Raw genomic sequence first — 23224 nt, 5'->3', positions numbered from 1 at the left:
AAGCGCGGCAAATTCCCGCAGGAGAAACATAATGGCCGAGACCCTTACCTTCACCCTCGACACCGGCGACGGCGAGTCCAAGGACGTCGTGATCAAGCTGCGCCCCGATCTGGCCCCCGGCCACGTTGCGCGCATCACCGAACTGGCCAGCGAAGGCTTCTATGACGGCGTGATCTTCCACCGCGTGATCAACGGCTTCATGGCGCAGGGCGGCGATCCGACCGGCACCGGCATGGGCGGCAGCGACAAGCCCGACCTCGCCGCCGAATTCAACGCCGAACCGCACGTCGAAGGCGTCTGCTCGATGGCCCGCGCGCAGAACCCGAACAGCGCCAACTCGCAGTTCTTCATCTGCCTCGACGATGCGCGCTTCCTCGACAAGCAGTACACCGTGTGGGGCCAGGTCACGAGCGGCATGGAACACGTCCACGCCCTCCCCAAGGGCGAGCCCCCGCGCAGCCCCGGCAAGATCGTGAAGGCGACTGTTTCCTAAGCAGAATTTGCTTGGGATTTAGCCAAGCGTTGATATGCTCCCCCGAACATCAGGTGCTTGGGGGAGCATATGACTTTGATTACCAGAATCCTGAAACCTGCGGCTGTCCTGGGCGCGGCGATCCTTCTTACCGCGGCAGCCTCGATTGACGAGCTTCCGGCGGCACGCAAAGGGCCATGCCCCGACGCCAGAGGCGGATGGTGCGATTTCATTCAGGACGGTGCCCGCAAGACCTGGCTCTATGCCCAGATGTCGCAGAATGCCTACCGCGCCGACCGGGGTGAGTATGCACTGCCCGATGGCATTGTGGCCGGTTCCCGCATCGAAAACGACATCGGTTTCGCCTACCGCATATTCGAGCGGTTCGAAGGCGCCGAACTCAAGGAAGTTGTGGTCGCCTTCCGCGGAACCGAAGGCTGGGCTGACTGGTGGCATGGCAATATTCTGGGCCGCCAGAACAGGCGCGGACTGGAAGTTGTCCAGCGCGTTTTTCAGGATCTTGCCGACCGCGGCCTGACCGATGTCGAGGTGTCGGTCACCGGGCATTCGCTCGGCGGGGGTATCGCCCACTATGTCTCGCTGCGCAAAATCGCCTTGTCCGATGGCAGGGAAGTGGCTGTGTCCCGCTCATATGTCTTCAACAATTCGCCGCGCTATTGGCGCGGGAACGGCAGCCAGTCGGTCGAGCGGATTGCGATGGTGGAATATGGAGAAATCCTGAAACTCGTTCGCGCCCCTGCTTCCGAAGCGACGCAGAAATACCTCTCGCTCAACTGCCGTTCCAACGGGCTGGGGGCGATCAAGGATCATTCGATGCACTATCTGGCGGGCTGCCTTACTTGGATTGCCGCCTATACTGATGAAGCTGCAGTCAAATCCGGCAGACTTAACCGGATCGACAAGCCCCAGTCGCAACGCTCTGACGATCCGCCCTACGAACTCGATTGAACGGAATTTCCAACGGCAGTAGTGGCGAAGTCACATGACTTTTTCCTCTCCCTCGAAAACCGCCGTAGTCACAAGCTGCTGGTGCCAGCCGGAACGCACGTCAGTAAAGGCGGCGGCGCCTTGCGCCTGACCCTGCGCCCGCTCGTCCTGCTGCTCGGCCTCGCCCTCTCCGGCTGCGCCACGCTTCCCGATATCTCGCAATCGCGCTCGCCCTGCCAGCTTGAGCCGGGCGGTTGGTGCGGGTTTGTGCGCGATGCGGCGGTGGAGGCGTGGCCCTATGCGGTCGCCTCGACCAACGCCTATACCGGCGATGACGACCTGTTCGCCAAGCCCGGCCGGGTGCTCCAGCGGATCGAGCACCTGCCGATTGCGCCCGAGGATGCGGACAAGGGCTTCAGTTACGAGCTGTTCAACCAATATGCCCCCGGATCGGGCGGCGATGCGGCCCGCAAGCCGGTTGCGCGGGTGCTCGCCTTCCGTGGCACCGATTTGAAGGGGCTGAGCGACATCTTCTTCGGCACGCTGCGCGGTGATCAGATCGCGCTCGCGCTGCGCTATTTCAATGCAGAACGGGCGCGGCTGGGCGATGATCTGCCGTGGGTGGTGACCGGCCATTCGCTGGGCGGGGCGCTGGCGACCGAGGTGTCGGACGCGCATCCCGAAGTGCGCGCCTTCATGTTCAACACCTCGCCCTTCTACCGCAACGAGGTGCGCGCCAATGCCTTGCGGCGGACCGTGTTCAACGAGCGCGGCGAGTTTCTGCGGCGGTTCGCACGCAATGACGAGCCGCCCGCGGCCAACGTCTTCACCATCAATTGCGAGCCGCGCAAGAACGCGATCGTCAAGCACAAGGTGCGCCCGCTCGCCGATTGCATCACTTGGATCGCCGCCTATGCCAGCACCGATGCGCAGGCCGTGGTGAGTGCCAACGGCATCGCCAAGCCTCTCGTCGAGTGCGGACCGGACGACAAGGCGCATCCCGGGCCGGGCTCCAAACCGAACGAGCCTTGCGTCCACAACAGCCTGCGCAAGGACAAGCCGAAGGGCAAGGACAAGGATCAGAGCGAGACCGGCGCAGCTGCGGGACAGTGAGATGCCGGTAAGCCGGTGTTTGTGGCCCCGCAGACCGCGCCTGACCCCCTCCAGACCCCCCTTAGACCCCCTCTAGACCCCCTTTAGACGCCGTTTGCGGCGATGTTTCATGTGAAACACTGGCTTTTGGCGGGTCAGGTCACGATGATTGAACCCGGACCCCATCGGCGCTAATGGCCCGCCGATCATGAAACCTTCCGCGCCTCCCCAGACTTACCGGGTCAAAAGCTTCGGCTGCCAGATGAACGTCTATGACGGCGAGCGCATGGCCGAGCTGCTGAGCGAGCGCGGCATCCAGCCCGCGGCCGAGGGTGAGGACGCCGATCTGGTCATCCTCAACACCTGCCATATCCGTGAAAAGGCTCAGGAAAAGGTCTATTCCGATGTCGGGCGGCTGGTGCTGGCGGGCAAGCAATCGGGCAAGAAACCGCTGATCGCGGTCGCGGGATGCGTCGCCCAGGCCGAGGGCGAGGAGATCATGAAGCGCGCCCCGGCGGTCAGCATCGTGGTCGGCCCGCAGGCCTATCACCGCCTGCCGGAAATGCTTGATAAGGCAGCAAAAGGTGAGCGCGCGACCGATACCGACATGCCCGCCATCGCCAAGTTCGACGCGCTGCCCCGGCGCCGGAAACGCGGGCCGAGCGCCTTCCTCACCGTGCAGGAAGGCTGCGACAAGTTCTGCACCTATTGCGTGGTGCCCTATACCCGCGGCGCTGAAATATCGCGACCTTTCAAGGATCTGATTGCCGAGGTGCAAAGGCTGGTCGAGGCGGGGGCGAAGGAGATCATGCTCCTCGGCCAGAACGTCAACGCGTGGCGCGGCGAGGATGACAGGGGCCGCCGCACCGGCCTTGCCGGTCTGATCCACGCCCTCGCCAAGATCGACGGGCTGGAGCGCCTCCGCTACACCACCAGCCACCCTAACGACATGGAAGACGCCCTGATCGCCGCCCATGGCGAGGTGGACAAGCTGATGCCCTATTTGCACCTCCCCGTGCAGAGCGGCAGCGACCGCGTGCTTAAGGCAATGAACCGCCAGCATTCGGCGGACAGCTATCTGAAAATCATCGAGAAATTCCGCGCCGTCAGGCCCGACATCGCCATCGCAGGCGACTTCATCGTCGGCTTCCCCGGCGAGACCGAGGCCGAGTTCGAGGAGACCCTCAGGATCGTCGACGAAGTCCGCTACGCCGCCTGCTTCAGCTTCAAATACTCCCCGCGCCCCGGCACGCCCGCTGCCACCATGGACGGCCAGATCGCCCCCGAGGTCATGGCCGAGCGCCTCCAGCGCTTGCAGGAGCGCCTTGCCCACCACCAATACGCCTTCAACCAGGCAAGCGTCGGCACAACCTGCAAGGTGCTGGTCGACCGCACGGGACGAGACCCCGGCCAGTGGCTCGGCAAATCGCCGTGGCTGCAATCGGTGTGGTTCGAAGGCGAAGCCGCGATCGGCGATCTGGTCGAGGTGACGCTGGCAGCGGCAGGGCCGGTTTCGCTGAAGGGGCTCGTCGGGCAAACCGTTTCAGTTTGACGACTTTCCACCGCTGCGTGTCAGTGCTGCGCTTGCTTTGCTCCCGCCCCGGCTTACCTTCGCGACTCAAGGGCAAGGGATCGTCCTTTGGCCCTCAAGCAAAGGACCTTATGGGCCGAAGACCCTCCCGTGCCGGACATCCGGCTCTCTCGCCCGATCCCCGCGGCATTCCGGAGCCCCGGCGCGCGCGTATCGATCTGACCTTCGAGAATCAGGCCTTGCTCGGGCCGCTGTTCGGTCAGTTCGATGCCAATCTGGTGCAAGTCGAAAACCGGCTCGGTGTGTATATCCATGCCCGCGGCCATCAGGTGGTGATCGAAGGGCCGGAGGATGACGTGGCCCGCGCCCGCGAGACGCTCAAGACCATGTATGACCGGCTGGCGCGCGGCGAGGCGCTGGATGCTGGCGCGGTGGAATCGCTGATCGCCATGTCGTCCGAACCGACGCTCGAAGGGATCATATCGGGGGATCAGGACGGCCCGCCGATCATGATCCGCACGCGCAAGAAAACCATCGTGCCGCGCTCTGCGACGCAGATCGATTACATGCGCAGCCTCGCCAAGGACGACATCATCTTCGCGCTCGGCCCGGCGGGGACGGGGAAGACCTATATCGCGGTGGCGCAGGCGGTCAGCCAGCTGATCACCGGGAGCGTCCAGCGCCTGATCCTCTCGCGCCCGGCGGTGGAAGCGGGGGAGAAGCTCGGCTTCCTGCCCGGTGACATGAAGGAAAAGGTCGATCCCTATCTCCGCCCGCTCTACGACGCGCTGAATGACTGCATGCCGCCCGAACAGGTCGAGCGGCGTCTGGCGAATGGCGAGATCGAAATCGCGCCCATCGCCTTCATGCGCGGGCGCACGCTTGCGGACAGCTTCATCATCCTCGACGAAGCGCAGAACACCACGCGCGAACAGATGAAGATGTTCCTGACCCGCTTCGGCCAGAACAGCCGCATGGTGATCTGCGGCGACCCGCGGCAGGTCGACATTCCCGGCGGTCCGCGCATGAGCGGGCTCAACGATGCGGTCGAGCGGTTGGAGGGGATCGAAGGCTTCGGCACCATCCGCTTCACCGCCGCCGACGTGGTGCGCCACCCGATCGTGGGCCGGATTGTCGAGGCCTATGAGGGTAATGGCGACGGGGAGGGGGCTTAAGCCGTGTCAGGTCTGGCGCTGTCCAAACCTGAAAGCACACATTAGCCTAGCGACCCCGAAGCGGCAATTCGCTGGGGCTGATATTTGAGATGTATGACAGCGGGTCGATCTGACATTCCAAAGCGCTTTGAGATAGCTCGCCGTTGGCAATGGCCAGCTGCCTTTGCCTCCGGCATCTTCTTTTTGAGCTGCTTTATTGGCTGGCCATTCGGCTTTTTCTGGCCATCGGCTGTTGGGATGGTCCTTTTCATTCCCGCCGTCGCGCTGTTCAACATCAAGTGTGATGCGTGTGGCTATCCAGCATTTCAGGATCATCGAGCCAACGAGCGATTGAAGATCGATAACCGATTTTGGACACGCTTTTGGGGCAAGGAATACGGCGTGCATTTGCCGCTTCGATCTGAATGTTCGAAATGCGGAACCCGGTTCGTGAATGAGGAAGGCTGACTGCGTAAACCCGCCATTCCGCTAACCACCCAACCCCGGCCATAATCAGGGGCGGCTGCATCGCCCGGAAGCGGACATTCCTGTTTAACCCCTCAAGGCCGTTTCTCACCGGTGCGAACCGCGCTAAGGGCGCGACCCATGCAGCTGGATATCGACATCGAAGATTGGCCCGCAGGCGAATGGGACGCGCTGGCGGAGCGCGCGGCGCAGGCCGTGGGGGAGGGCGAACCGCTGCTCGCCAATCCGCGCCTTCTTGCCAGCCTGCTGTTCACTTCGGACGCCGAAGTTCACACCCTCAACCGCGAATGGCGCGAGCGGGACAAGCCTACCAACGTGCTGTCATTCCCGATGCTCGAGCGTGAGGAACTGGAAGACCTCTCCGCCGAAGGCCCCCCCGAAATGCTCGGCGACATCGCGCTCGCTTACGAGACTTGCGCGCGTGAGGCCGCGGAGAAGGGCGTCACTCTGGCAGCCCATGCCACCCACCTGATCGTCCACGGGTTGCTCCATCTCGCCGGCCACGACCATGTCGATTCCGATGAACAGGCCGAAGCGATGGAAGCGCTGGAGACGGCGATACTTGCCAAACTGGGCATCGCTGACCCATATGGCGATTGAAACCAAAGGGAGCTGTTTCGAAGGCCATGGCCGATTCCCATTCCTCCGCATCTCCATCGGGAGACGCGGACAGTAGCAGCGGGCTTTGGCCTGCACTGCGCAAGATCCTCGGGTTTGAGGGCGCGCGTTCCTTGCGCGAGCAGCTCGAGGAAGCGATCGACGAGCACGAGGACGTGAACGGTTCCTCCAGCACCGACGACAGCAGCCATTCCGGCGGCGATCTGTCGCGGGCCGAGCGGCAGATGCTGCGCAACCTCCTCCATTTCTCCGAACATGATGCCGATGATGTGGCCGTGCCGCGCGGCGAGATCATCGCTGTCGAAGCGTCGATTAGTTGGGCGGAACTGGTCGCGGCCTTTTCCGAGCACGGCCATTCGCGCATGCCCGTGTACCGCGAGACGCTGGATTCGGTGATCGGGATGATCCACATCAAGGATGTGTTCGCCTTCCTCGCAAACGGCACCGAGCCGCCCGCGGACTGGACGACGCTGATGCGCCAGCCGCTCTACGTGCCCCAATCGCGCGGCGCACTCGATGTGCTGGCCGATATGCGCAGCCAGCGCGTCCACCTCGCCATCGTGCTCGATGAATTCTCCGGCACCGACGGGCTCATCACCATCGAGGATCTGGTCGAGGAAATCGTCGGCGAAATCGAGGATGAGCATGACGAGACCCCGCAGGAGTTGATCACACCCATCGGCGAAGGCATGTGGGATTGCGATGCCCGCGCCGAGCTGGATGACATCGCCAAGCTGGTTGATCCCCGCCTTGCCGAAGTCGAGGAAGCGGTCGACACGCTTGGCGGCCTTGCCTTCGTCCTCGCGGAGGCGGTGCCGCAGGTCGGCACAGTGCTGGAACATTCGAGCGGCTGGCGGATTGAGGTGACTGCAGGCGACGAAACCCACGTCACCCGGCTGCGGCTGCACCCGCCGCTAGATGCGAATGACGTGCAATAAGCGCAACTTTTTTTGCCTTTGCCGATTTTTTCTTCGATTTTTTGCATCCATTCGGCTTCTCAACCGTATCTCTCTGTATAAGGAGAGAACTGATCATGCCTGCTCGTCGTCTGCCCCCCCTGCGCGCGCTTGAAGCTTTCATGCGCACCGTGCGTCTCGGCTCGGCCCGGGCTGCGGCAGAGGAAATCGGGCTTAGCCCTTCGGCACTGTCGCGGCGGATCAGCAATCTGGAAGAATTCGTCGGCAAGAAGCTGTTCACCCGCGCGCGGCAGTCGATGCAGCTGACCGACGAGGGACAGGCGTTCTATGAAGCGGTAAACCCGCACATGGAAGCGCTCGCCCGCGCGGTGGAGAGCCAGTCGGACAATATCGCGCTGCTCCGCCTGCGGCTGGGCGTGTTGCCGATGTTCGGCAGCCAGCGCCTGTTCCCGCGACTGGGCGAACTGCGCAAGCGCCACCCGCTGCTGCATATTGACATCGACACTGCGCCGCATCTCGAAGACCGGGTGGGCGACACGCTGGACGCCGCGATCATCCTGTCACGCGGCCCGGCGAGCGGGCTTCACGCGGTGCGGCTTGACCACAATCTGGTGCACGCGATCTGCAGCAAGGACACGGCCCGCAATATCGGTCCGGACATCACCCCCGAGGCGATGACCAAGCAGACCTTCCTGATCCACAACGAACTGCCCGAAAGCTTCATGGCGTGGAAGAAGGCCAACGGCCTTGAACAGATGGATCCGGCGGCGATCGACCATTACGATTCGGGCGCGCTGATGCTGGAGGCCGCCGCGCAGGGGCTTGGCATTGCGATCATGCACGACGATCACCTGCGCCGCGCCAATGACAACCGGCTCATCAACCTCCCGGGCAAGCCGGTGGAGAGCCCCTATAGCTATTGGTTCGTGTGCAAGCCGGTGGCGCTGGAAAGCCGCCCGGTGCGGATATTCCACGACTGGCTGGTGCGCGCGGGGCTTTAGTCCGCAGCGTCGACCTTCGGCTCATAACGCACCGGCGCGACCGTGTGAGCGAATGGGCGCAGCGGCTTGCCGAGGATCTCGATCAGCGCCTCCTCGATCCGGCGGCGCGATTCCTGGCTGATGGCCTTGCGTCCGCGGAAATCCTCGGGGCTGAAGGGTTCGAGATAATGCAGGCGCACCTTGAAGGTGCCCTTGCGTGACAGTACCCGCTTGGCATTGTTGATGCCGCTTTCCTCGCCGATCCAGCCGATCCATTCGGCGACCGGGCCGTAATCGACGATCACCGGCTGCACCAACACGCCCGGTGGCGGGGGTTCCAGCACCGAGAGCATCGAGGTCTTGAACGGCAGCAGCGATTGCCCGTCGGTGGTGGTGCCTTCTGGGAAAACGGTGACTGACCAGTTATCGACCAGCGCTTCCTTCAGCGCGTTGATCTGTTCGGCCACCCCCATGCGGTGCTCGCGCTTGACGAAGACGGTGCGGTTGAGGCTCGCGAGCCAGCCGACCACAGGGGCCTCGGCCAGTTCCGCCTTGGCAACGAAGGCAGTGCCACTGGCCCCTGCGAGCGCAAGGATATCAATCCACGACAGGTGGTTGGCGACGAAGAACACGTCGCGCTTCAGATGCGTCCCGATGACCTCCACCTTCGCCCCGCAGACCCGTGCGGCATAGCGCAGGAACAGCATCGGGAAGGGCGAGCCATAGGCGAACACCCGGAACAGGTAATGCAGCGGCACGAAGACGAGGATCAGCCCGATCAGCGCCAGCGCGCGTCCGGTGATACGCAGCCGACCTGCGAAGGAGACCGGTGTAGCCTCCCCGCGCGCGGCGGCCTGCCGCAGTTCCTCGTCAGTCATTGCGCGCCATTAGTCATTACGGGAGAGGCGCACGCCGTAGAGCTCCATCCGGTGGTCGACGAGGCGATAGCCGAGCCGTTCGGCAATCTGGCGTTGCAGCGCTTCGACTTCCGGATCGACGAATTCCACGACCTTGCCCGTTTCGACATCGATCAGGTGATCGTGATGCGCTTCGGGCACGGGTTCATACCGCGAGCGGCCATCGCCGAAATCGTGCCGGTCGAGGATGCCCGCTTCTTCGAACAGCCGTACGGTGCGGTAAACCGTGGCAATCGAGATGCGCGGATCGACAGCGGCAGCGCGGCTATGGAGCAATTCCACATCGGGATGGTCGTCGCTCTCCGACAGGACCTTGGCGATCACGCGGCGCTGCTCGGTGATGCGCAGGCCTTTTTCGGCGCAAAGTTGTTCGAGATCGATTTTCTGGGTCAAGGAAAGCTCCATCGCCATGCGCGCCGCCCCATGGGACCAAGGGCCGCTCAAAAGCAGAACAGCCTCACCCCTACAGGGACGAGGCTGCTTGCTCAAGCTGGCTTGCCGCCCTCTCAACAGGGGCGATTAACCAAACTGACGTAATCCGTCCGAAGACGACGCCTGCGATCAGGCGGTCTTGCGGGGGCGGCGGGCCTTGGGTGCAACCGTGGTGCCCGGCTTGCGGCCGAGGCCGATCTTCTTGGCCAGATCCCGACGCTTTTCGGCATAGTTGGGAGCGACCATCGGATAATCGGCAGCAAGGCCCCAACGCGCGCGGTATTCTTCCGGCGACATGCTGTAATTGGTGCGAAGATACCGCTTGAGCATCTTCAGTTTCTTGCCGTCTTCAAGGCACACGATGTAATCGGGCTTGACCGAATTGCGGATCGCGACGGCAGGCTGCGGCTTCACTTCTTCGACCACCGGAGCCTCGCCAAGATTGGCAAGTGCGGTGTAAACGTTGGTGATGAGGCTGGGCAGATCAGTCACCGCGACATCATTGTTGCTGACATGTGCCGCGACAATGTCGCTGGTCAATGTAATAAGCGTTTCTTTCATATCGATTTCCAGGTCTTGCATGAGTTCCTCACAGGCGTCTTTTTGACCGCGCCGGCTATTACGCCATGACTCATGGCAGCAATCTTGGCAACTAGGTGGCTCTGCTTGTTCACCAGTTTGGGACGGTTTGCCCTAAACTAGATTGACCGGCCGAAAGTAATTGCGTCGATCCGTTCACCATTGGCCATCCTGTAATAGTTCCGCCGCTCGCCGATCGGTTCGAATTCGAACTTGCGATACAGATGGATAGCCGGATTACCTCGGCGCATTTCCAGAAAGATGCGCGCCGTGCCGCGTTTACGGGCGGTGGTGAACAGATGTTCCAGAAGTGCAGCGCCAACCCCGCGCCGTCTTGCGTCGGGATTGACGGCGATCAGCAACAGTTCTTCTTCATCGAGCACGTGGCGGGTCAGCACGAAGCCTGCCGGGGCCGGCGCGGGGCCGGGGCCATCGGCAATCGGCGCGCCCGCAGCATCGACCACCAGTGCGTGGGTGCTTGGCAGGGTCAGCGCATCGGCAACCTGCCGCCGGTTCCAGGCCTCGCCATAAGCCGGATCGAAGGCCGCCTCCATCACCGCCATGATCCGGTCGATGAGTTCGACGGAAGGGGCGGGCGCAGGCGTCATGCAGGCAGGCGTCCCGCCATCGGGGTCGCATCGGCCCCCCGGCCATAAGTCGGAGCGAGATTGCGGGTCAGGAGGGGAGAGGGGAGCAGCGGCACGGCCACAGCATCGGGCAGGATATCCAGCGCGGCCGCACCTTCGGCAGCACCGGCCAGCAGTTCCTGCGCACGGTTTCCGGCAGCAAAGGCATGGTGATGAACCGCGCGAGCGGCAGCGGGGGTCTGCGAAAGCACCTGTGTTTCGGGAAGGCCATCGGCAGCGAAATCCTGCACGAACCATTCGCCATGCCCGCCATTGGTGCAGACCGTGACGGGCGTGTCTGGACGTTCGGCCTGCGCTTGCGCCGCAATCAGGGCGAGGGTGGGATAGCCAAGCACCTCGGCCCCCCAGGCAAAGCCCAAGGCGCGCGCCGTCGCCAGCCCGATACGCACGCCGGTAAAGCTGCCGGGGCCAAGGCTGACGAGGATGCGACCGGCGCGGCCCTTGTCCGGAAGCGCTGCGATCATCGGCACCAGCGCTTCGGCATGGCCACGCCCGATCGTGCGATGGTCGCGCGCCAACAGCGTCTCGCCCTCGAACAGGGCGATGCTGCACGCTTCTGAGGCGGTTTCGATGGCGAGCGTCCGCATTGCCGCGCCCTGCCTCAGCCCGCACGCCCGCGCAAGCGCGAGATGCGCGTCAGGCGATGCGGTTGAAGCGTGCGAATTCGGGGCGCGGGGAGCGGTCGAAGATGCTGGCGGGATCGCCGTAGCCGACCGAGCAGATGAAATTGGCGCGGTGGCGCGGCTCGTCAGCGAAGAAGGCAGCGTTCACTGCGGCCTGATCGAAGCCCGACATCGGCCCGCAATCGAGCCCGATGGCGCGCGCGGCAAGCATCAGGTAGGCGCCTTGCAGCGATGAATTGCGGAACGCGCCTTCCTTGCGCCCTTCCTCGTCTCCATCGAACCAGCTTTTCGCGTCAGTGTGCGGGAACAGCCAGGGCAGTTCCTCGTGGAAGTCGATGTCGTAACCGATCACGGCGGTGACGGGAGCGGCGAGCACCTTGGCCTTGTTGCCCTCCATCACGCAATCGGCGAGTGTGGCTTTGGCCTCAGCCGATTTCACCCACACGATCCGCACCGGCTGCATGTTGGCCGAGGTGGGCGCCATCTTCACCAGATCCCAGATCGCGTGGAGCTGGTCGTCAGATACGGGCTTATCCAGCCAGCCATTATAGCTGCGCGCTTCGTTGAACAGCTGGGCCAGCGCCTCGCTGGACAGCACGTGGTCGTGGAACTGCAAAGTCATGCAGCGCGCACTTCGCTGACTTCGGGGACGTAGTGCTTGAGCAGGCCTTCGATGCCGTGCTTCAGCGTGGCGGTGCTCGACGGGCAGCCCGAGCACGAGCCTTGCAGGGTGAGATAAACCACCCCGTCGCGGAAACCGCGATAGGCGATGTCGCCCCCGTCACCGGCAACGGCGGGGCGCACGCGGGTTTCGAGCAATTCGTTGATCGCGGCGATCACCTCGGCGTCCTCGGGGCGCTCCTCGATGACCATCTCGTCCTCGGGCGGGGGCACGGCGATGCCGTTGCCGCTGGAAGCGAACAGCGGGGCTTCCGAGACGAAGTGATCGAGCAGGATGGCGACGACTTGCGGTTTCAGCCCACTCCAGTCCGCGCCCGGCGCTGCGGTTACGGAGACGAAGTCCGCGCCGAAGAACACGTTCACCACCTCGCCCGTGTCGAAGATCGCCTGAGCGAGCGGGCTCGCCTCGGCAGCTTCGGGCGTGGCGAATTCGCGGGAGCCTGCGGCCATGACCATCTGGCCGGGCAGGAACTTGAGCGCCGCAGGGTTGGGCGTCGTTTCGGTCTCTATGAACATGGGTTTGATTTAGGCGCGGCGGAGGCCAGCGGCAAGGGCGCGGACGCAGAAGCATTCACTATCGCTTCACATTTTGCAGCCCTATAGTCCGCACATGACGTCGTTCTCCCGCGCAACCCGCGCTTTCGCCATTCTGCTTGCCCCTCTTGCGCTGGTGCAGCCGCTGCTGGCCCAGCAGGCCGCGCCCCCGCCTGCGCCGATCCAGATCCAGCAGCCGCAACCGGCGGTGCCTGCCCCCAAGGCGCTTCAGGCCGATGGCACGGTGCCGTGGCTGTACCAGGGCTCGGACGTTCCGGTCGACGACAAATGGCTGTTCGGTCAGATGAAGAACGGGCTGCGCTATGCCGTCCGCCGCAATGGCGTGCCGCCGCGTCAGGTTTCGATCCGGGTGCGTATCGATGCCGGATCGCTGCACGAGACCGATAGCGAACAGGGCTATGCCCACCTTCTGGAACACCTGTTGTTCCGCGAGAGCAAATATCTCGGGCAGGCCGAGGCGATTTCCGCTTGGCAGCGGCTTGGGGCGACATTCGGCAGCGATGCCAATGCCGAGACCACGCCCACCCACACCGCTTACAAGCTCGACATTCCGAACATCGATCAGGCCAAACTGTCCGAAAGCTTCAAGCTGCTGTCGGGCATGATCCGCGAGCCGGTGCTGAATGACGCCAACGTCTCCGCCGAACGTCCGATCGTGCTCGCCGAGAAGCGCGAGCGGGGCGGGGCGGGCGAGCGCATGGCCGATCTCACCCGCAAGACCTTCTTCGCCGGACAGCGCCTCGCCACGCGCAACCCGATCGGCACCGATGCGACGCTCAAGGCGGCAAACGGCAAGGCCGTGAAGGCGTTCTATGACCGCTGGTACCGGCCTGAAAACACCGTGATCGTGGTCGCGGGCGATGCCGATCCGATGGTGCTAGCCGGCCTTGTCGAACAATGGTTCGGGGACTGGAAGGGCACCGGCAAGCCCGGCGTTGCGCCCGCCTTCGGTGATCCGGTCGCGCCTGCCGATGCGGCCACTCCGGCGGTCGCCCCGGCCGCGCCGATTGGCGAAATTGCAGTCGGCATCGAACCCGATCTGCCGCGCAGCCTGACCTATGCCATCATGCGTCCGTGGCGGAAGGTCGATGACACCATCGTCTACAATGAAGGCCTGCTGACCGATGCCGTGGCGCAGGCCATCATCAACCGCAGGCTGGAAAGCCGCGCGCGCGGTGGTGGCAGCTTCCTTTATGCGCAGGTGCAACAGGACGATGTCTCGCGCTCGACTGACGCGACCTTCGTGACCTTTGCTCCCCTGACCGGCGACTGGCAGGCCGCGCTGGCCGATGTGCGCAGCGTCATTGCCGATGCGCTGACCACGCCGCCGACACAGGAAGAAATCGACCGCGAGGTTGCGCAGTTCGATGTCGTCTTCTTCAACGAGGTCGAGCAGGAGAGCGTCCAATCGGGCAGCGATCTGGCCAACAATATCGTCAATGCGGTCGATATCCGCGAGACGGTCGCCGCGCCCAAGGTGGTGCTGGACGTGTTCCGCAACATGAAGCCGCGCCTGACGCCTGATGTGGTGCTGGCGCGCACCCGCGGGCTGTTTGAAGGCACCGTCACGCGATCGGTCTATGTCACACCGGCTGCGGGCGAGGCCGATGTCGCGGCGCTCAAGCTGGCGCTGGCGAGCGAGGCCAAGGTTGACGGCACCGCCCGGCTTGCAGCGCAGACCATTTCCTTCGCCGATCTGCCCCCCGTGGGCGAACCCGGCACCGTCACAAAGCAGGCCCCGCTCGGCGTGCTCGAGATCGAGCAGGTCGACTTCGCCAACGGGGTCAAGGCGCTGGTCTGGGCCAATGATGCCGAGCCGGGCCGGGTCACCGTACGGGTGCGCTTCGGCGCGGGCTGGCGCGCCTTCGACAAGGACAGTGCCGTCTATGCCGCTCTTGGCGAGCAGGCATTGGTTGGCTCCGGCCTCGGCGAACTCGGCCAGAACGAGATCGACCGGCTGGCGACTGGCCGCAAACTGGGCTTCGACTTCAGCATTGATGATGCGGTCTTCACCTTTACCGCGCAGACCCGGTCTGAGGACGTCAACGACCAGCTCTACCTGTTCGCTGCCAAGCTCGGCATGCCGCGCTGGGACAGGGATCCGGTGAACCGCGCAAAGGCCGGGTCGGAATTGGCCTATAACACCTTCTCGACCAGCCCCGGCGGCGTGCTGGGCCGCGATCTTGAATACCTCGTGACCGGTGGCGACCCGCGCTTTGCGACGCCCGATCCGGCGGCGCTGAAGGCCGCGACACCGGAGGAATTCCGCGCCGTGTGGGAGCCGCTGCTCAAGCAAGGTCCGATCGAGGTGCTGGTGTTCGGCGAATTCGATCAACCCGCCGTGGTCGAGCAGCTGCGCAAGACCTTCGGCGCGCTCCCCCCGCGTGAAGCGATTTCGCCCGAAGTCGCCGCGCGCGTCCCGCCGTTCGCGCCCGCAACCGACAAGCCTTCGGTCGTCACCCACCGCGGCGATGCCAATCAGGCCGCTGCCGTGGTCGCATGGAAAAGCGGCGGCGGTGTCGGCTCGTTGCGCGAAAGCCGTCAGCTCGAAATTCTGACCCAGCTGTTCAACAACCGCCTGATGGAGGCGCTGCGCGAGAAGGCCGGCGCGAGCTATTCGCCGCAGGTGTTCTCGAGCTGGCCGGCCGATCTTGCCAGCGGCGGGCGCATCACTGCCTTGGCCCAGCTGGAGCCCGAATTCGTGCCGGTGTTCTTCGCCGAGGCGGAGAAGATCGCGATCGACCTGGCAGCCAACCCCCCCCACAGCTGACGAACTGGCGCGGGTGACCGAACCGCTTGGCCAGCTGATCCGGCGGGCTTCGACCGGCAACCAGTTCTGGCTCTACAATTTGGAAGGCGCGACCACCGATCCGCAGCGGGTCGCCCTGCTGCGCACGCTGCTGTCCGATTACTCGCAGACCAGTCCGCAGGCGATGCAGTTCCTGGCCGACCGCTACCTTGCCAATAGCGAACCGTTCCGGCTGGCGATCATTCCCGAAGGGCAGAAGCTGGCCGAAGCGCCGCCCGCCGGTGCGGGTGCGAATGCTGCGCAACCAGCCATGATCGGGCGCTGATCGGTGCAGTTGCAGACAGTGGGCGGGAAATAAAGTTGTCCGAAGCGGCATTGCCGCTTTACAATTCAAACCCGCCTCCTGTAGCGGGCGCCCCCGCGCCATGCACTGTGCGCCGTTTGAGAAGAAAGAGTTGTGACTGTGCCCGAGACCTGGACCCCGGATAGCTGGAAGGCTCACGAAGCGCGCCACCTGCCGCATTACGAAGATGCGGCCGAACTGGCGGAAGCGGAAAAGACCCTCTTGTCCTATCCCCCGCTGGTGTTCGCGGGTGAGGCACGCGCGCTCAAGGCCGATCTGGCGCAGGTCGCGAACGGTCACGGCTTCCTGCTGCAAGGCGGCGATTGCGCCGAAAGCTTTGCCGAGTTCCACCCCAACAACATCCGCGACACCTTCCGCGTGCTGCTGCAGATGGCGGTCGTCATGACCTTCGCCAGCAAGCGCCCGGTGGTGAAGGTGGGGCGCATGGCGGGACAATTCGCCAAGCCGCGTTCTTCGCCGACCGAAACCATCGGCGACATGACCCTGCCGAGCTACCTCGGCGACAATATCAACGGGATCGATTTCGATCCGGTGTCGCGCCGCAATGACCCGGCCCGCATGGTGAAGGCCTATTCGCAGGCGGCGGCCACGCTCAACCTGCTGCGCGCCTTTGCAGGCGGCGGTTATGCCAATCTGCGGCAAGTCCACCAGTGGACGCTCGATTTCATGGGCCGGACGCCCTGGACCGAGAAGTTCGCACAGATGGCGGATCGCATCGGCGAGGCGCTCGACTTCATGGAGGCCTGCGGGATTGATCCCGGCACCGTGCCGCAATTGAAGGGCACCAGCTTCTATACCAGCCACGAAGCGCTGCTGCTGCCGTACGAACAGGCGATGAGCCGGCAGGATTCGCTGACCGGCGACTGGTACGCCACCAGCGCGCACATGCTGTGGATCGGTGACCGCACCCGTTTCCCGGGTAGCGCCCACATCGAATTCGCGCGCGGGATCGGCAATCCGCTCGGCATGAAGTGCGGGCCGAGCCTTGAGCCGGACGCGTTGCTGCGCCTGCTTGATGACCTGAACCCGGCCCGCGAAGCCGGCAGGATCACGCTGATCAGCCGCTTTGGTCACGACAAGGTTGAGGACGGTCTCCCCAAGCTCGTCCGCGCCGTCATGCGCGAAGGGCACCCGGTGGTGTGGAGCTGCGATCCGATGCACGGCAACGTCGTGAAGTCGGACACCGGCTTCAAGACCCGCCCCTTCGACCGCATCCTGCGCGAGGTGAAGGGCTTCTTCGCCGTCCACCGCGCGGAAGGCTCGCATCCCGGCGGCATCCATATCGAGATGACCGGGCAGGATGTGACCGAGTGCGTCGGCGGGGCGGTTGCGATCACCGAGGAACGTCTTGGCGACCGTTATCACACGCATTGCGACCCGCGCCTCAACGCCGAACAGTCGCTGGAACTCGCTTTCCTTGTGGCTGAAATGCTCAACGAGGCGGCAGGCGGGCGCGAGGCTGACGTCAGTCACGCAGCCTGACGAGGCGTGCTGCGCGCGCGGTTCGCGCGTAAAAACCTGACGGGTGTGATGATTTTCCGGTAGCTTCGCGGCTATCAGGCGTCTTTCCTGTGTAACGGCGGGCGGTCATGATCCGAATGTCCGTCGTCAAGCGGCAAGGGAGCACGCGCATGCATCGCAGCGAACATGAATATGCGAGAGCGGGCGACGGGGCGGCAGCGCTGGCCGGCCGGTTCCGCGCCACCCGCGCCCTGACCGAGGCGCTGGTCGCACCGCTCAGCGACGCTGATGCCTGTATCCAGTCGATGGACGACGCGAGCCCCGCCAAGTGGCACCTCGCGCACACCACGTGGTTCTGGGAGACCTTCCTGCTGCGCGAACATGCCAGCGGACACCGGCTACATGACGAGCGCTGGCCGTTCCTGTTCAATTCCTATTACGAGACCGAGGGTGCGCGCATCGCACGCGGGCAGCGCGGAATGCTTTCGCGCCCTACGCTGGCTGAAGTGCTCGAATGGCGCGCTGCCGTCACCGAGGCGATGGAGCCGCTGCTCGGCGATCCGGCATTGGCGGGCCTGATCGCGCTCGGGATCGCGCATGAGGAGCAGCACATTGAGTTGCTGCTGACCGACATCAAACACGCGCTGTTCCAGAACCCGCTCGGCCCGGCGATGTGGAGCGGCGCGCCGCAGGCACCGGCCACACCCGCCGCGCCGCTCGGCTGGCACAGCCATCCCGGCGGCATTGCTCTGGTCGGGCATCAGTCGGACGCTTTCGCCTTCGACAATGAAGGCCCCCGCCACCGCGTGCTGCTGGAACCCTTCGCGCTGGCTGACCGGTTGGTGACCAATGGCGAGTGGGACGCCTTTATCGCCGACGGCGGCTATGCCAACGCGCGGCTGTGGCTGGCGGACGGCTGGGGCTGGGTGCAGCGCGAAGGCATCGTTGCGCCCATGTACTGGCGCGACGGCCAGCACTTCACCCATCAAGGCTGGCAGGATCGCGACCCGAACGCGCCTGTTACCCACATCTCGTTCTACGAGGCCGATGCCTATGCCACATGGGCAGGGGCGCGGCTTCCCACCGAGTTCGAATGGGAGGCAATCGCGCGCGGGCAGGATGCCGCCACCTCTGACCCGGCGCATCACCCCGCAAGTGGCAATCAGCTATACTGCGCCGGGCCGGTGCTGCCGATGGGCTCCCCCGGCCTGTTCGGCGATTGCTGGCAGTTCACCCGTTCAGCCTATCTGCCTTACCCGGGCTTCCGTCCGGCGGGGGGCGCGGTGGGCGAGTATAATGGCAAGTTCATGAGCGGGCAGGTGGTGCTGCGCGGGGCGAGCTGCGTCACGGTGCGCGGCCATTCGCGCCCCTCCTATCGCAATTTCTTCTACCCCCATCAGCGCTGGCAATTCACCGGGCTGCGCCTCGCCAAGGACCTTTGAGATGACAGCGCAAACAGGTCTGAGACTGGTCAAGCGTGACGCAAGCGGCGTAGACCTCGCTTTCCGCGCCGATGTGCTCGCCGGGCTGGCAGAGCCGCAGAAGGCGATCCCTGCACGCTGGTTCTACGATGATGCGGGCTCGCAATTGTTCGAGGATATCACCCAGCTTCCCGAATATTATCCGACCCGCGCGGAGACCGAGATTCTCGAAACCCGGTCGGCGGAAATCGCCGATCTGATCGGCGCAGGCCGCGCGGTGGTGGAGTTCGGTTCGGGCTCGTCGGTCAAGACTCCGCTGCTGCTCTCGGCCATCGCGCCATCGGCTTACGTCCCGCTCGACATCGCGGGTGATTTCCTGCGCGCCTCGTCTGCTGATCTGGCGGCGAAGTTTCCGGGGCTGCCGGTGTGGCCGGTCGAGGCTGATTTCATGCGCCGGGTCGAACTGCCGGACGAAGTCGAAGACCTGCCCAAGCTCGGCTTCTTTCCCGGATCGACCATCGGCAACATGATCGCCCGCACCGCGACAGACCTCCTGCGCTCGATGCGCGAAACGCTGGGCGAGGGCGCTTTGCTGCTGATCGGCATGGATCTGGTGAAGGATGAAGACGTGCTGCTCGCTGCCTATGACGATGCGGCGGGGGTGACAGCGCGGTTCAACCTCAACCTTGCCGAGCGGATCAATCGGGAGCTTGCGGGCGATATTCCGGTCGACAAGCTGCGGCACGAAGCGCGCTGGAACGACATCTTCGCGCGGATCGAGATGCATCTGGTCGCAAGCGAGGACATCACCTTCACCGTCAGCGGCCAGCGCTTCACCATGTGGGAGGGCGAGAGCATCCACACCGAGAACAGCCACAAGTTTACCAAGCGCTCCAGCCAGATGCTTCTGGCCGCGGGCGGGTGGGAACCACGCGCGCGCTGGACGGACGAAGCGCGGCAATTCTCTCTGGTGCTGGCGGAATCGCGGCCCCCGCGTTCGGCGCCCTGAAACCTCCCCGCTGCCCAAGCGTTGGCGCGTGATGGACGGACATTCTGATATTCTCATCATCGGCGGCGGCATGGCGGGACTTTCTGCCGCAACCGCCCTCGCGGCGACCGGGCAGAGCATCATCGTGCTCGACAAGGGGCGCGGTCCCGGCGGACGGATGGCGGCGAGGCGTGTCGAAATCTCAGGCGAAAAAGTGAGCTTCGATCACGGCGCGCAATATTTCACCGCCCGCGATCCTGCCTTCCGCGAAACCGTCGCTGGCTGGGAGGCGGGCGGCGTTGCTGCGCGCTGGCCAGCTGCGGGTGATGACGCCTGGGTGGCGACGCCCGGCATGAACGCCTGCGTCAAGGCGATGGCGTCCAAGCTCGTTGTGCGCTGGGGCGTGCGGGCTGAACGCCTCTTGCGTGAGGGCGACCGCTGGCAGGTCGAGACGGATGGGCAGAGCTTCGCTGCCGCGACTGTGCTTGTGGCAGTCCCCGCAGAACAGGCGGCGGTCCTACTGGCCGACGCCGCACCCGATCTCGCCGCGCTCGCCGCCAGCGTGACCTCGGCGCCGTGCTGGGCCGTGATGGCGGGCTTTGATGCGCCGCTGCCCATCGCCGCCGACTGTTACCGATCGGACACCGGCCCGGTCAGCTGGGCCGCGCGGAACTCGGCAAAGCCGGGGCGAAGCGGGGTGGAAACCTGGGTGATCCACGCGAGCCCGCAGCGCAGCCGCGCATTGATCGACCTGTCCAAGGAAGAGGTCGCGCAGATCCTGCTCGCCGATTTCTTTGCCGCTACAGGGATCGCCCCGGTCACGCCGCAGCACATAGATGCGCACCGCTGGCTCTACGCCCTGCCGCAAGCGCTGAAAGGCGAGGGCGCGCGGTTTGACGCTGCGAACGGGATCGGGATTGCAGGCGACTGGCTCCACAGCCCGCGTGTCGAAGGCGCGTGGCTCTCGGGCCGCGCGCTCGCCGATGCGGTTGTTCAGGAGCGGCTTGCCAGCACGTCGTAGTGGTGGCCGCGCCCGTATTTGGTGAAGCGGGTGAAGCCTGAGGCGCGCAACAGCACCTCTATCTCGCCGGCGCTCGCCCAGCGGTCATCGACTTCGTAGAAGATCGCCTCGACCCGCGCGAAAGCCCCGGTCTTGGCGAGTTCGGCGATCACCACCGCTTCCAGCCCCTCGACGTCGATCTTGACGAACATCGGCAGCTCGCCCGCCAGCAGGGGATCAACCAGCGGCGCATCGATCGTCTGGATCACCACGCCGCCGCCCGAAGGCTTGCCCGCCTCGCGCCCGGCGAGCGTCGCGGTGCCGGTGTGATCGGCGGCAACGCTGATCTCTACTTCGCCCACGCTGTCAGATATGGCGAGCTGGTGCAGCACCGTGCGCTCCGCCCCGCCATTCAGCGCCACATTGGCCGCGAGCCGCGCATGGGTGGCGGGCACGGGTTCGAAGGCGATGATCTGGCGGCACTTGGGGTTCTGCGCCGCGATTAGGGCGTAGAGCCCTTGGTTGGAGCCGATATCGACGAACACGAAATCATTGCGCTGGCCCAGCAGCAGGTCCGCCAGATCGCGGCCATAGGTGCCAAAGATGCAATAGCGGAAGGTGGTGTCCTGCCAGTTCGGCACCATCAGCACGCCGTATGCCGAACGCACCGCAGCATCGCCCCGCGCGGCCATCACTGGCGAAAGCGCAGCGGCCTTCAGCTTGCGCGCGGTCTTGACCACGCCGTACCGCCAGAAATCGCTGAGACTAGCCAAGGGGGGCCTTTCTTTCGAGAAACGCGCCAATTGCATCGGCGGCCCGTTCAGCAGAAGCGCGCTCGCTGAGTGAGAAGGTCGCATCGATCAGCGCTTGCTGCGTGGCGGCATATTCGGGATGCGAGGCGACCGCAGCATCTATTGCATCAAGCAACCCGTCCGCGCTCTCCAGCACCGGCCCGGCGCGCCAGTGGAGGTAGTTGGGATCGCCCTGCCAGTCCACGCCATGCGCGTTGAGGAACAGGCAGGGGCGGGGCGTGTGCATGAATTCGTACACCTGGCTGCTGACATCGCCGATGTAGATATCCGCGCGGTTGGTATAGCTCATGTCGCTGCTCGCCGCGCTGCCGGTGTCGACGTGAATGCGCGGCTCTGCGCGCAGCTTGGGGCTGGGCGGGACAACCCGCGCGAGACTGGGCGGATCGACCGTCACCACCCACTTGCGTTCGAACAGCATCACATGGGGCGCGAAGATCAGGTTGTAGCGATCCTGATTGCGAAACGCTTCCAGCACCGCCGCGCCGTGCTTGAACCAGCTTGATAGCGCGGGCGAGGGGTGAGGGTTGTAGAGCACCGTCGGGCGGTCCGGGGCGGGGAAGGCATCGACAAAGCGGTTGCCGGCGCACAGATCGAACTTGGGATAGCCGACCAGTGCGATCTGCTCCGTGGTCAGGCCCGCTTCGGCAATCAGCCGGTCGCGGATCTTGGGCCCGGCCACCAGCACCAGATCAAACCCGGCGCTTTCCTTGTTGAACCCGATCGCCCGGTCGCCTGCGCCGTGGCGGGTGTGCACCAGCTTGACGTTTTCGAGCCCGTAGAGGGTCTTGAGCAGCAGCGAGGTCTTTTCCGAGACCACCACAGCATCGAAGCTGGCAAAGAAATCGAGGTTGTCGCGGTAGATCAGCAGTTTGTTCGCCGGGACAAGCCGCTCCAGCAGGTTCGCCAGCGCCTGCGATCCACTCCGCTTGAGGGTGAGGTGCACCAGTTCGACCTTGGCGAGCAGCGCCGGATCGGCCTGCCGCTCGATCTCGGCCCTGATCGCGGGCTTGGTGTAAGCGAGCACGATCCTGTGCTCGGCGCGCGCCGCCAGCGCCATCGCGATGGGGAGCGAATGCGCCAGCTGGTGCGTCTGGTCATGGTTGAAGAGGAAGCAGATGCGGCTCATGCGGCGGCTGCGCTCCAGTCAACCTGCGCCCACCCGCCTTGCGGTTCGGCATAGCGTCCCACCAGCACGCCCGCGTCGGCGAGGTTGAGGATCGGGGCGTCGCTGGCATGGTCGGTATAGGCGGCGAGGTGGACGTCCTGGCGGGCGAGACCCTGTTCAGCCAGCCAGGCCTCGACCCGCGCGACCTTTTGGCTGCCGTAGTTGTTCTCGCCATCGATCAGCGCCAGCAGGCTGCCGTCGCCCGTGCGCTGGTGCCGCGTGGCGATGCAGGCTTCGAAGCCAAGCGCCACTGCCAGCGCCTCGGCATAGATTTCGGGCGCAGCGGTGACGAGGACGAGGCGCACGCCTGCCGCACGGTCGGCGGCGATCTGCGCACGTGCACCGGGCTGGATATTGCGTTCAATCTGCCGCGCGACAAAGCGGTCGATACGCGGTTGCAGCGCGGAGCTCCGCACCACTTTTCCGACCAGCAGGCGCAGGCCGAACTGCTTGAGCGGCTTTCTCCCGTAAAGCTTCGCCTTGTAGCCCGCCATCGCCAGCACCCACAGCGGCACGCCCAGCAGACGCAGCGGATTGCCGGTCGCCGCCATGTGGACAAGGAACGGGGTGAAGGTCGGCGCGCGGGTCACCGTGCGGTCGAGATCATAGAGGGCGATGCGCTGCACCTTTGC

At 64.6% G+C, this 23224-nt stretch carries 23 protein-coding genes and 1 pseudogene; 14 read left to right on the top strand and 10 right to left on the bottom strand.

What is annotated here, in order from left to right; all coding sequences use genetic code 11:
• The first annotated feature begins 31 nt into the window (after positions 1–31).
• The 9 genes from KVF90_RS14185 to KVF90_RS14145 all read left to right on the top strand — a co-directional run bounded on the left by KVF90_RS14185 (position 32) and on the right by KVF90_RS14145 (position 8219).
• Positions 32–493, top strand: a complete 462-nt coding sequence (locus KVF90_RS14185; protein ID WP_264392220.1) for a peptidylprolyl isomerase — start codon at positions 32–34, stop codon at positions 491–493.
• A 69-nt stretch (positions 494–562) separates the two neighbouring features.
• Positions 563–1441, top strand: a complete 879-nt coding sequence (locus tag KVF90_RS14180) for a hypothetical protein (protein WP_264392219.1) — start codon at positions 563–565, stop codon at positions 1439–1441.
• A gap of 21 nt (positions 1442–1462) precedes the next feature.
• Positions 1463–2533 (top strand): alpha/beta hydrolase, encoded by a 1071-nt coding sequence (locus tag KVF90_RS14175; protein WP_264392218.1) that lies wholly within the window; start codon positions 1463–1465, stop codon positions 2531–2533.
• A 187-nt stretch (positions 2534–2720) separates the two neighbouring features.
• Positions 2721–4064 (top strand): tRNA (N6-isopentenyl adenosine(37)-C2)-methylthiotransferase MiaB, encoded by a 1344-nt coding sequence (gene miaB / locus KVF90_RS14170; RefSeq protein ID WP_264392217.1) that lies wholly within the window; start codon positions 2721–2723, stop codon positions 4062–4064.
• 110 nt (positions 4065–4174) lie between these two features.
• On the top strand, positions 4175–5218 hold the full coding sequence (locus KVF90_RS14165) for a PhoH family protein (protein ID WP_264392216.1): 1044 nt from the start codon (positions 4175–4177) through the stop codon (positions 5216–5218).
• Positions 5219–5311: 93 nt separating this feature from the next.
• Positions 5312–5665, top strand: a complete 354-nt coding sequence (locus KVF90_RS14160; RefSeq protein ID WP_264392215.1) for a hypothetical protein — start codon at positions 5312–5314, stop codon at positions 5663–5665.
• A 138-nt stretch (positions 5666–5803) separates the two neighbouring features.
• Positions 5804–6283 carry an rRNA maturation RNase YbeY gene (gene ybeY, locus KVF90_RS14155; RefSeq protein WP_264392214.1) on the top strand — a complete coding sequence of 160 codons (480 nt, stop codon included), beginning with the start codon at positions 5804–5806 and terminating at the stop codon, positions 6281–6283.
• A gap of 26 nt (positions 6284–6309) precedes the next feature.
• Complete coding sequence (locus KVF90_RS14150) at positions 6310–7239, top strand: hemolysin family protein (protein WP_264392213.1); 930 nt, start codon at positions 6310–6312, stop codon at positions 7237–7239.
• A gap of 95 nt (positions 7240–7334) precedes the next feature.
• Entirely contained in the window at positions 7335–8219 is an 885-nt protein-coding gene (locus tag KVF90_RS14145; protein ID WP_264392212.1) for a LysR substrate-binding domain-containing protein, read from the top strand.
• Here KVF90_RS14145 and KVF90_RS14140 read toward each other — a convergent pair.
• From KVF90_RS14140 to KVF90_RS14110, 7 genes are all read right to left on the bottom strand, one after another.
• Positions 8216–9076: a lysophospholipid acyltransferase family protein gene (locus tag KVF90_RS14140; protein WP_264392211.1), complete on the bottom strand. Its 861-nt coding sequence runs from the start codon at positions 9074–9076 to the stop codon at positions 8216–8218. The genes KVF90_RS14145 and KVF90_RS14140 overlap by 4 nt on opposite strands.
• A gap of 9 nt (positions 9077–9085) precedes the next feature.
• Complete coding sequence (locus KVF90_RS14135) at positions 9086–9508, bottom strand: Fur family transcriptional regulator (RefSeq protein ID WP_069311290.1); 423 nt, start codon at positions 9506–9508, stop codon at positions 9086–9088.
• A 168-nt stretch (positions 9509–9676) separates the two neighbouring features.
• Positions 9677–10129, bottom strand: a complete 453-nt coding sequence (locus KVF90_RS14130) for a MucR family transcriptional regulator (protein WP_264392210.1) — start codon at positions 10127–10129, stop codon at positions 9677–9679.
• A 116-nt stretch (positions 10130–10245) separates the two neighbouring features.
• On the bottom strand, positions 10246–10734 hold the full coding sequence (locus KVF90_RS14125; RefSeq protein WP_264392209.1) for a GNAT family N-acetyltransferase: 489 nt from the start codon (positions 10732–10734) through the stop codon (positions 10246–10248).
• Positions 10731–11360 (bottom strand): tRNA (adenosine(37)-N6)-threonylcarbamoyltransferase complex dimerization subunit type 1 TsaB, encoded by a 630-nt coding sequence (gene tsaB / locus KVF90_RS14120; protein ID WP_264392208.1) that lies wholly within the window; start codon positions 11358–11360, stop codon positions 10731–10733. Before tsaB ends, KVF90_RS14125 begins: the two co-directional genes overlap by 4 nt.
• Before the next feature lie 49 nt (positions 11361–11409).
• On the bottom strand, positions 11410–12018 hold the full coding sequence (locus KVF90_RS14115; RefSeq protein WP_264392207.1) for a malonic semialdehyde reductase: 609 nt from the start codon (positions 12016–12018) through the stop codon (positions 11410–11412).
• Positions 12015–12593, bottom strand: coding sequence for a NifU family protein (locus KVF90_RS14110; RefSeq protein WP_264392206.1), 579 nt, complete (start codon positions 12591–12593; stop codon positions 12015–12017). The genes KVF90_RS14115 and KVF90_RS14110 overlap by 4 nt, the downstream gene beginning before the upstream one ends.
• 94 nt (positions 12594–12687) lie before the next feature.
• On the opposite strand from KVF90_RS14110, the pseudogene KVF90_RS14105 reads away from it, so the two are divergent.
• The 5 genes and pseudogenes from KVF90_RS14105 (at position 12688) to KVF90_RS14085 (ending at position 20636) form a co-directional block, all read left to right on the top strand.
• Positions 12688–15706 (top strand): annotated as a pseudogene (locus tag KVF90_RS14105) (M16 family metallopeptidase).
• A gap of 138 nt (positions 15707–15844) precedes the next feature.
• Positions 15845–17227, top strand: a complete 1383-nt coding sequence (locus KVF90_RS14100) for a class II 3-deoxy-7-phosphoheptulonate synthase (protein WP_264392205.1) — start codon at positions 15845–15847, stop codon at positions 17225–17227.
• A gap of 149 nt (positions 17228–17376) precedes the next feature.
• Positions 17377–18648 carry an ergothioneine biosynthesis protein EgtB gene (gene egtB / locus KVF90_RS14095; RefSeq protein WP_264392204.1) on the top strand — a complete coding sequence of 424 codons (1272 nt, stop codon included), beginning with the start codon at positions 17377–17379 and terminating at the stop codon, positions 18646–18648.
• Between the two features lies 1 nt (position 18649).
• A complete protein-coding gene (gene egtD, locus KVF90_RS14090) occupies positions 18650–19636 on the top strand; it encodes an L-histidine N(alpha)-methyltransferase (RefSeq protein WP_264392203.1) in 987 nt (328 codons plus the stop codon).
• A gap of 31 nt (positions 19637–19667) precedes the next feature.
• Positions 19668–20636, top strand: coding sequence for an NAD(P)/FAD-dependent oxidoreductase (locus KVF90_RS14085; RefSeq protein WP_264392202.1), 969 nt, complete (start codon positions 19668–19670; stop codon positions 20634–20636).
• Here KVF90_RS14085 and KVF90_RS14080 read toward each other — a convergent pair.
• The 3 genes from KVF90_RS14080 to KVF90_RS14070 are packed head-to-tail and all read right to left on the bottom strand — an operon-like array spanning position 20609 to position 23218.
• A complete protein-coding gene (locus KVF90_RS14080; protein ID WP_264392201.1) occupies positions 20609–21388 on the bottom strand; it encodes an FkbM family methyltransferase in 780 nt (259 codons plus the stop codon). The genes KVF90_RS14085 and KVF90_RS14080 overlap by 28 nt on opposite strands.
• Positions 21381–22553 carry a CDP-glycerol glycerophosphotransferase family protein gene (locus tag KVF90_RS14075; RefSeq protein ID WP_264392200.1) on the bottom strand — a complete coding sequence of 391 codons (1173 nt, stop codon included), beginning with the start codon at positions 22551–22553 and terminating at the stop codon, positions 21381–21383. The genes KVF90_RS14080 and KVF90_RS14075 overlap by 8 nt, the downstream gene beginning before the upstream one ends.
• Positions 22550–23218 carry an HAD family hydrolase gene (locus KVF90_RS14070; protein ID WP_264392199.1) on the bottom strand — a complete coding sequence of 223 codons (669 nt, stop codon included), beginning with the start codon at positions 23216–23218 and terminating at the stop codon, positions 22550–22552. The genes KVF90_RS14075 and KVF90_RS14070 overlap by 4 nt, the downstream gene beginning before the upstream one ends.
• Positions 23219–23224: the final 6 nt, after the last annotated feature.

The organism is Porphyrobacter sp. ULC335 (assembly GCF_025917005.1).
GTDB lineage: Bacteria > Pseudomonadota > Alphaproteobacteria > Sphingomonadales > Sphingomonadaceae > Erythrobacter.
This window is presented reverse-complemented; position numbering and strand designations above follow the sequence as displayed.

Bases quoted from the DNA above. Each gene is read 5' to 3' on its own strand.
- egtD (WP_264392203.1), top strand. From the start codon at position 18,650: ATGACAGCGCAAACAGGTCTGAGACTGGTCAAGCGTGACGCAAGCGGC.
- KVF90_RS14145 (WP_264392212.1), top strand. From the start codon at position 7,335: ATGCCTGCTCGTCGTCTGCCCCCCCTGCGCGCGCTTGAAGCTTTCATG.
- KVF90_RS14075 (WP_264392200.1), bottom strand. From the start codon at position 22,553: ATGAGCCGCATCTGCTTCCTCTTCAACCATGACCAGACGCACCAGCTG.
- tsaB (WP_264392208.1), bottom strand. From the start codon at position 11,360: ATGCGGACGCTCGCCATCGAAACCGCCTCAGAAGCGTGCAGCATCGCC.
- KVF90_RS14115 (WP_264392207.1), bottom strand. From the start codon at position 12,018: ATGACTTTGCAGTTCCACGACCACGTGCTGTCCAGCGAGGCGCTGGCC.
- KVF90_RS14150 (WP_264392213.1), top strand. From the start codon at position 6,310: ATGGCCGATTCCCATTCCTCCGCATCTCCATCGGGAGACGCGGACAGT.
- KVF90_RS14165 (WP_264392216.1), top strand. From the start codon at position 4,175: ATGGGCCGAAGACCCTCCCGTGCCGGACATCCGGCTCTCTCGCCCGAT.
- KVF90_RS14140 (WP_264392211.1), bottom strand. From the start codon at position 9,076: ATGACTGACGAGGAACTGCGGCAGGCCGCCGCGCGCGGGGAGGCTACA.
- KVF90_RS14180 (WP_264392219.1), top strand. From the start codon at position 563: ATGACTTTGATTACCAGAATCCTGAAACCTGCGGCTGTCCTGGGCGCG.
- miaB (WP_264392217.1), top strand. From the start codon at position 2,721: ATGAAACCTTCCGCGCCTCCCCAGACTTACCGGGTCAAAAGCTTCGGC.
- ybeY (WP_264392214.1), top strand. From the start codon at position 5,804: ATGCAGCTGGATATCGACATCGAAGATTGGCCCGCAGGCGAATGGGAC.
- KVF90_RS14125 (WP_264392209.1), bottom strand. From the start codon at position 10,734: ATGACGCCTGCGCCCGCCCCTTCCGTCGAACTCATCGACCGGATCATG.
- KVF90_RS14160 (WP_264392215.1), top strand. From the start codon at position 5,312: ATGACAGCGGGTCGATCTGACATTCCAAAGCGCTTTGAGATAGCTCGC.
- egtB (WP_264392204.1), top strand. From the start codon at position 17,377: ATGCATCGCAGCGAACATGAATATGCGAGAGCGGGCGACGGGGCGGCA.
- KVF90_RS14185 (WP_264392220.1), top strand. From the start codon at position 32: ATGGCCGAGACCCTTACCTTCACCCTCGACACCGGCGACGGCGAGTCC.
- KVF90_RS14085 (WP_264392202.1), top strand. From the start codon at position 19,668: ATGGACGGACATTCTGATATTCTCATCATCGGCGGCGGCATGGCGGGA.
- KVF90_RS14130 (WP_264392210.1), bottom strand. From the start codon at position 10,129: ATGCAAGACCTGGAAATCGATATGAAAGAAACGCTTATTACATTGACC.
- KVF90_RS14110 (WP_264392206.1), bottom strand. From the start codon at position 12,593: ATGTTCATAGAGACCGAAACGACGCCCAACCCTGCGGCGCTCAAGTTC.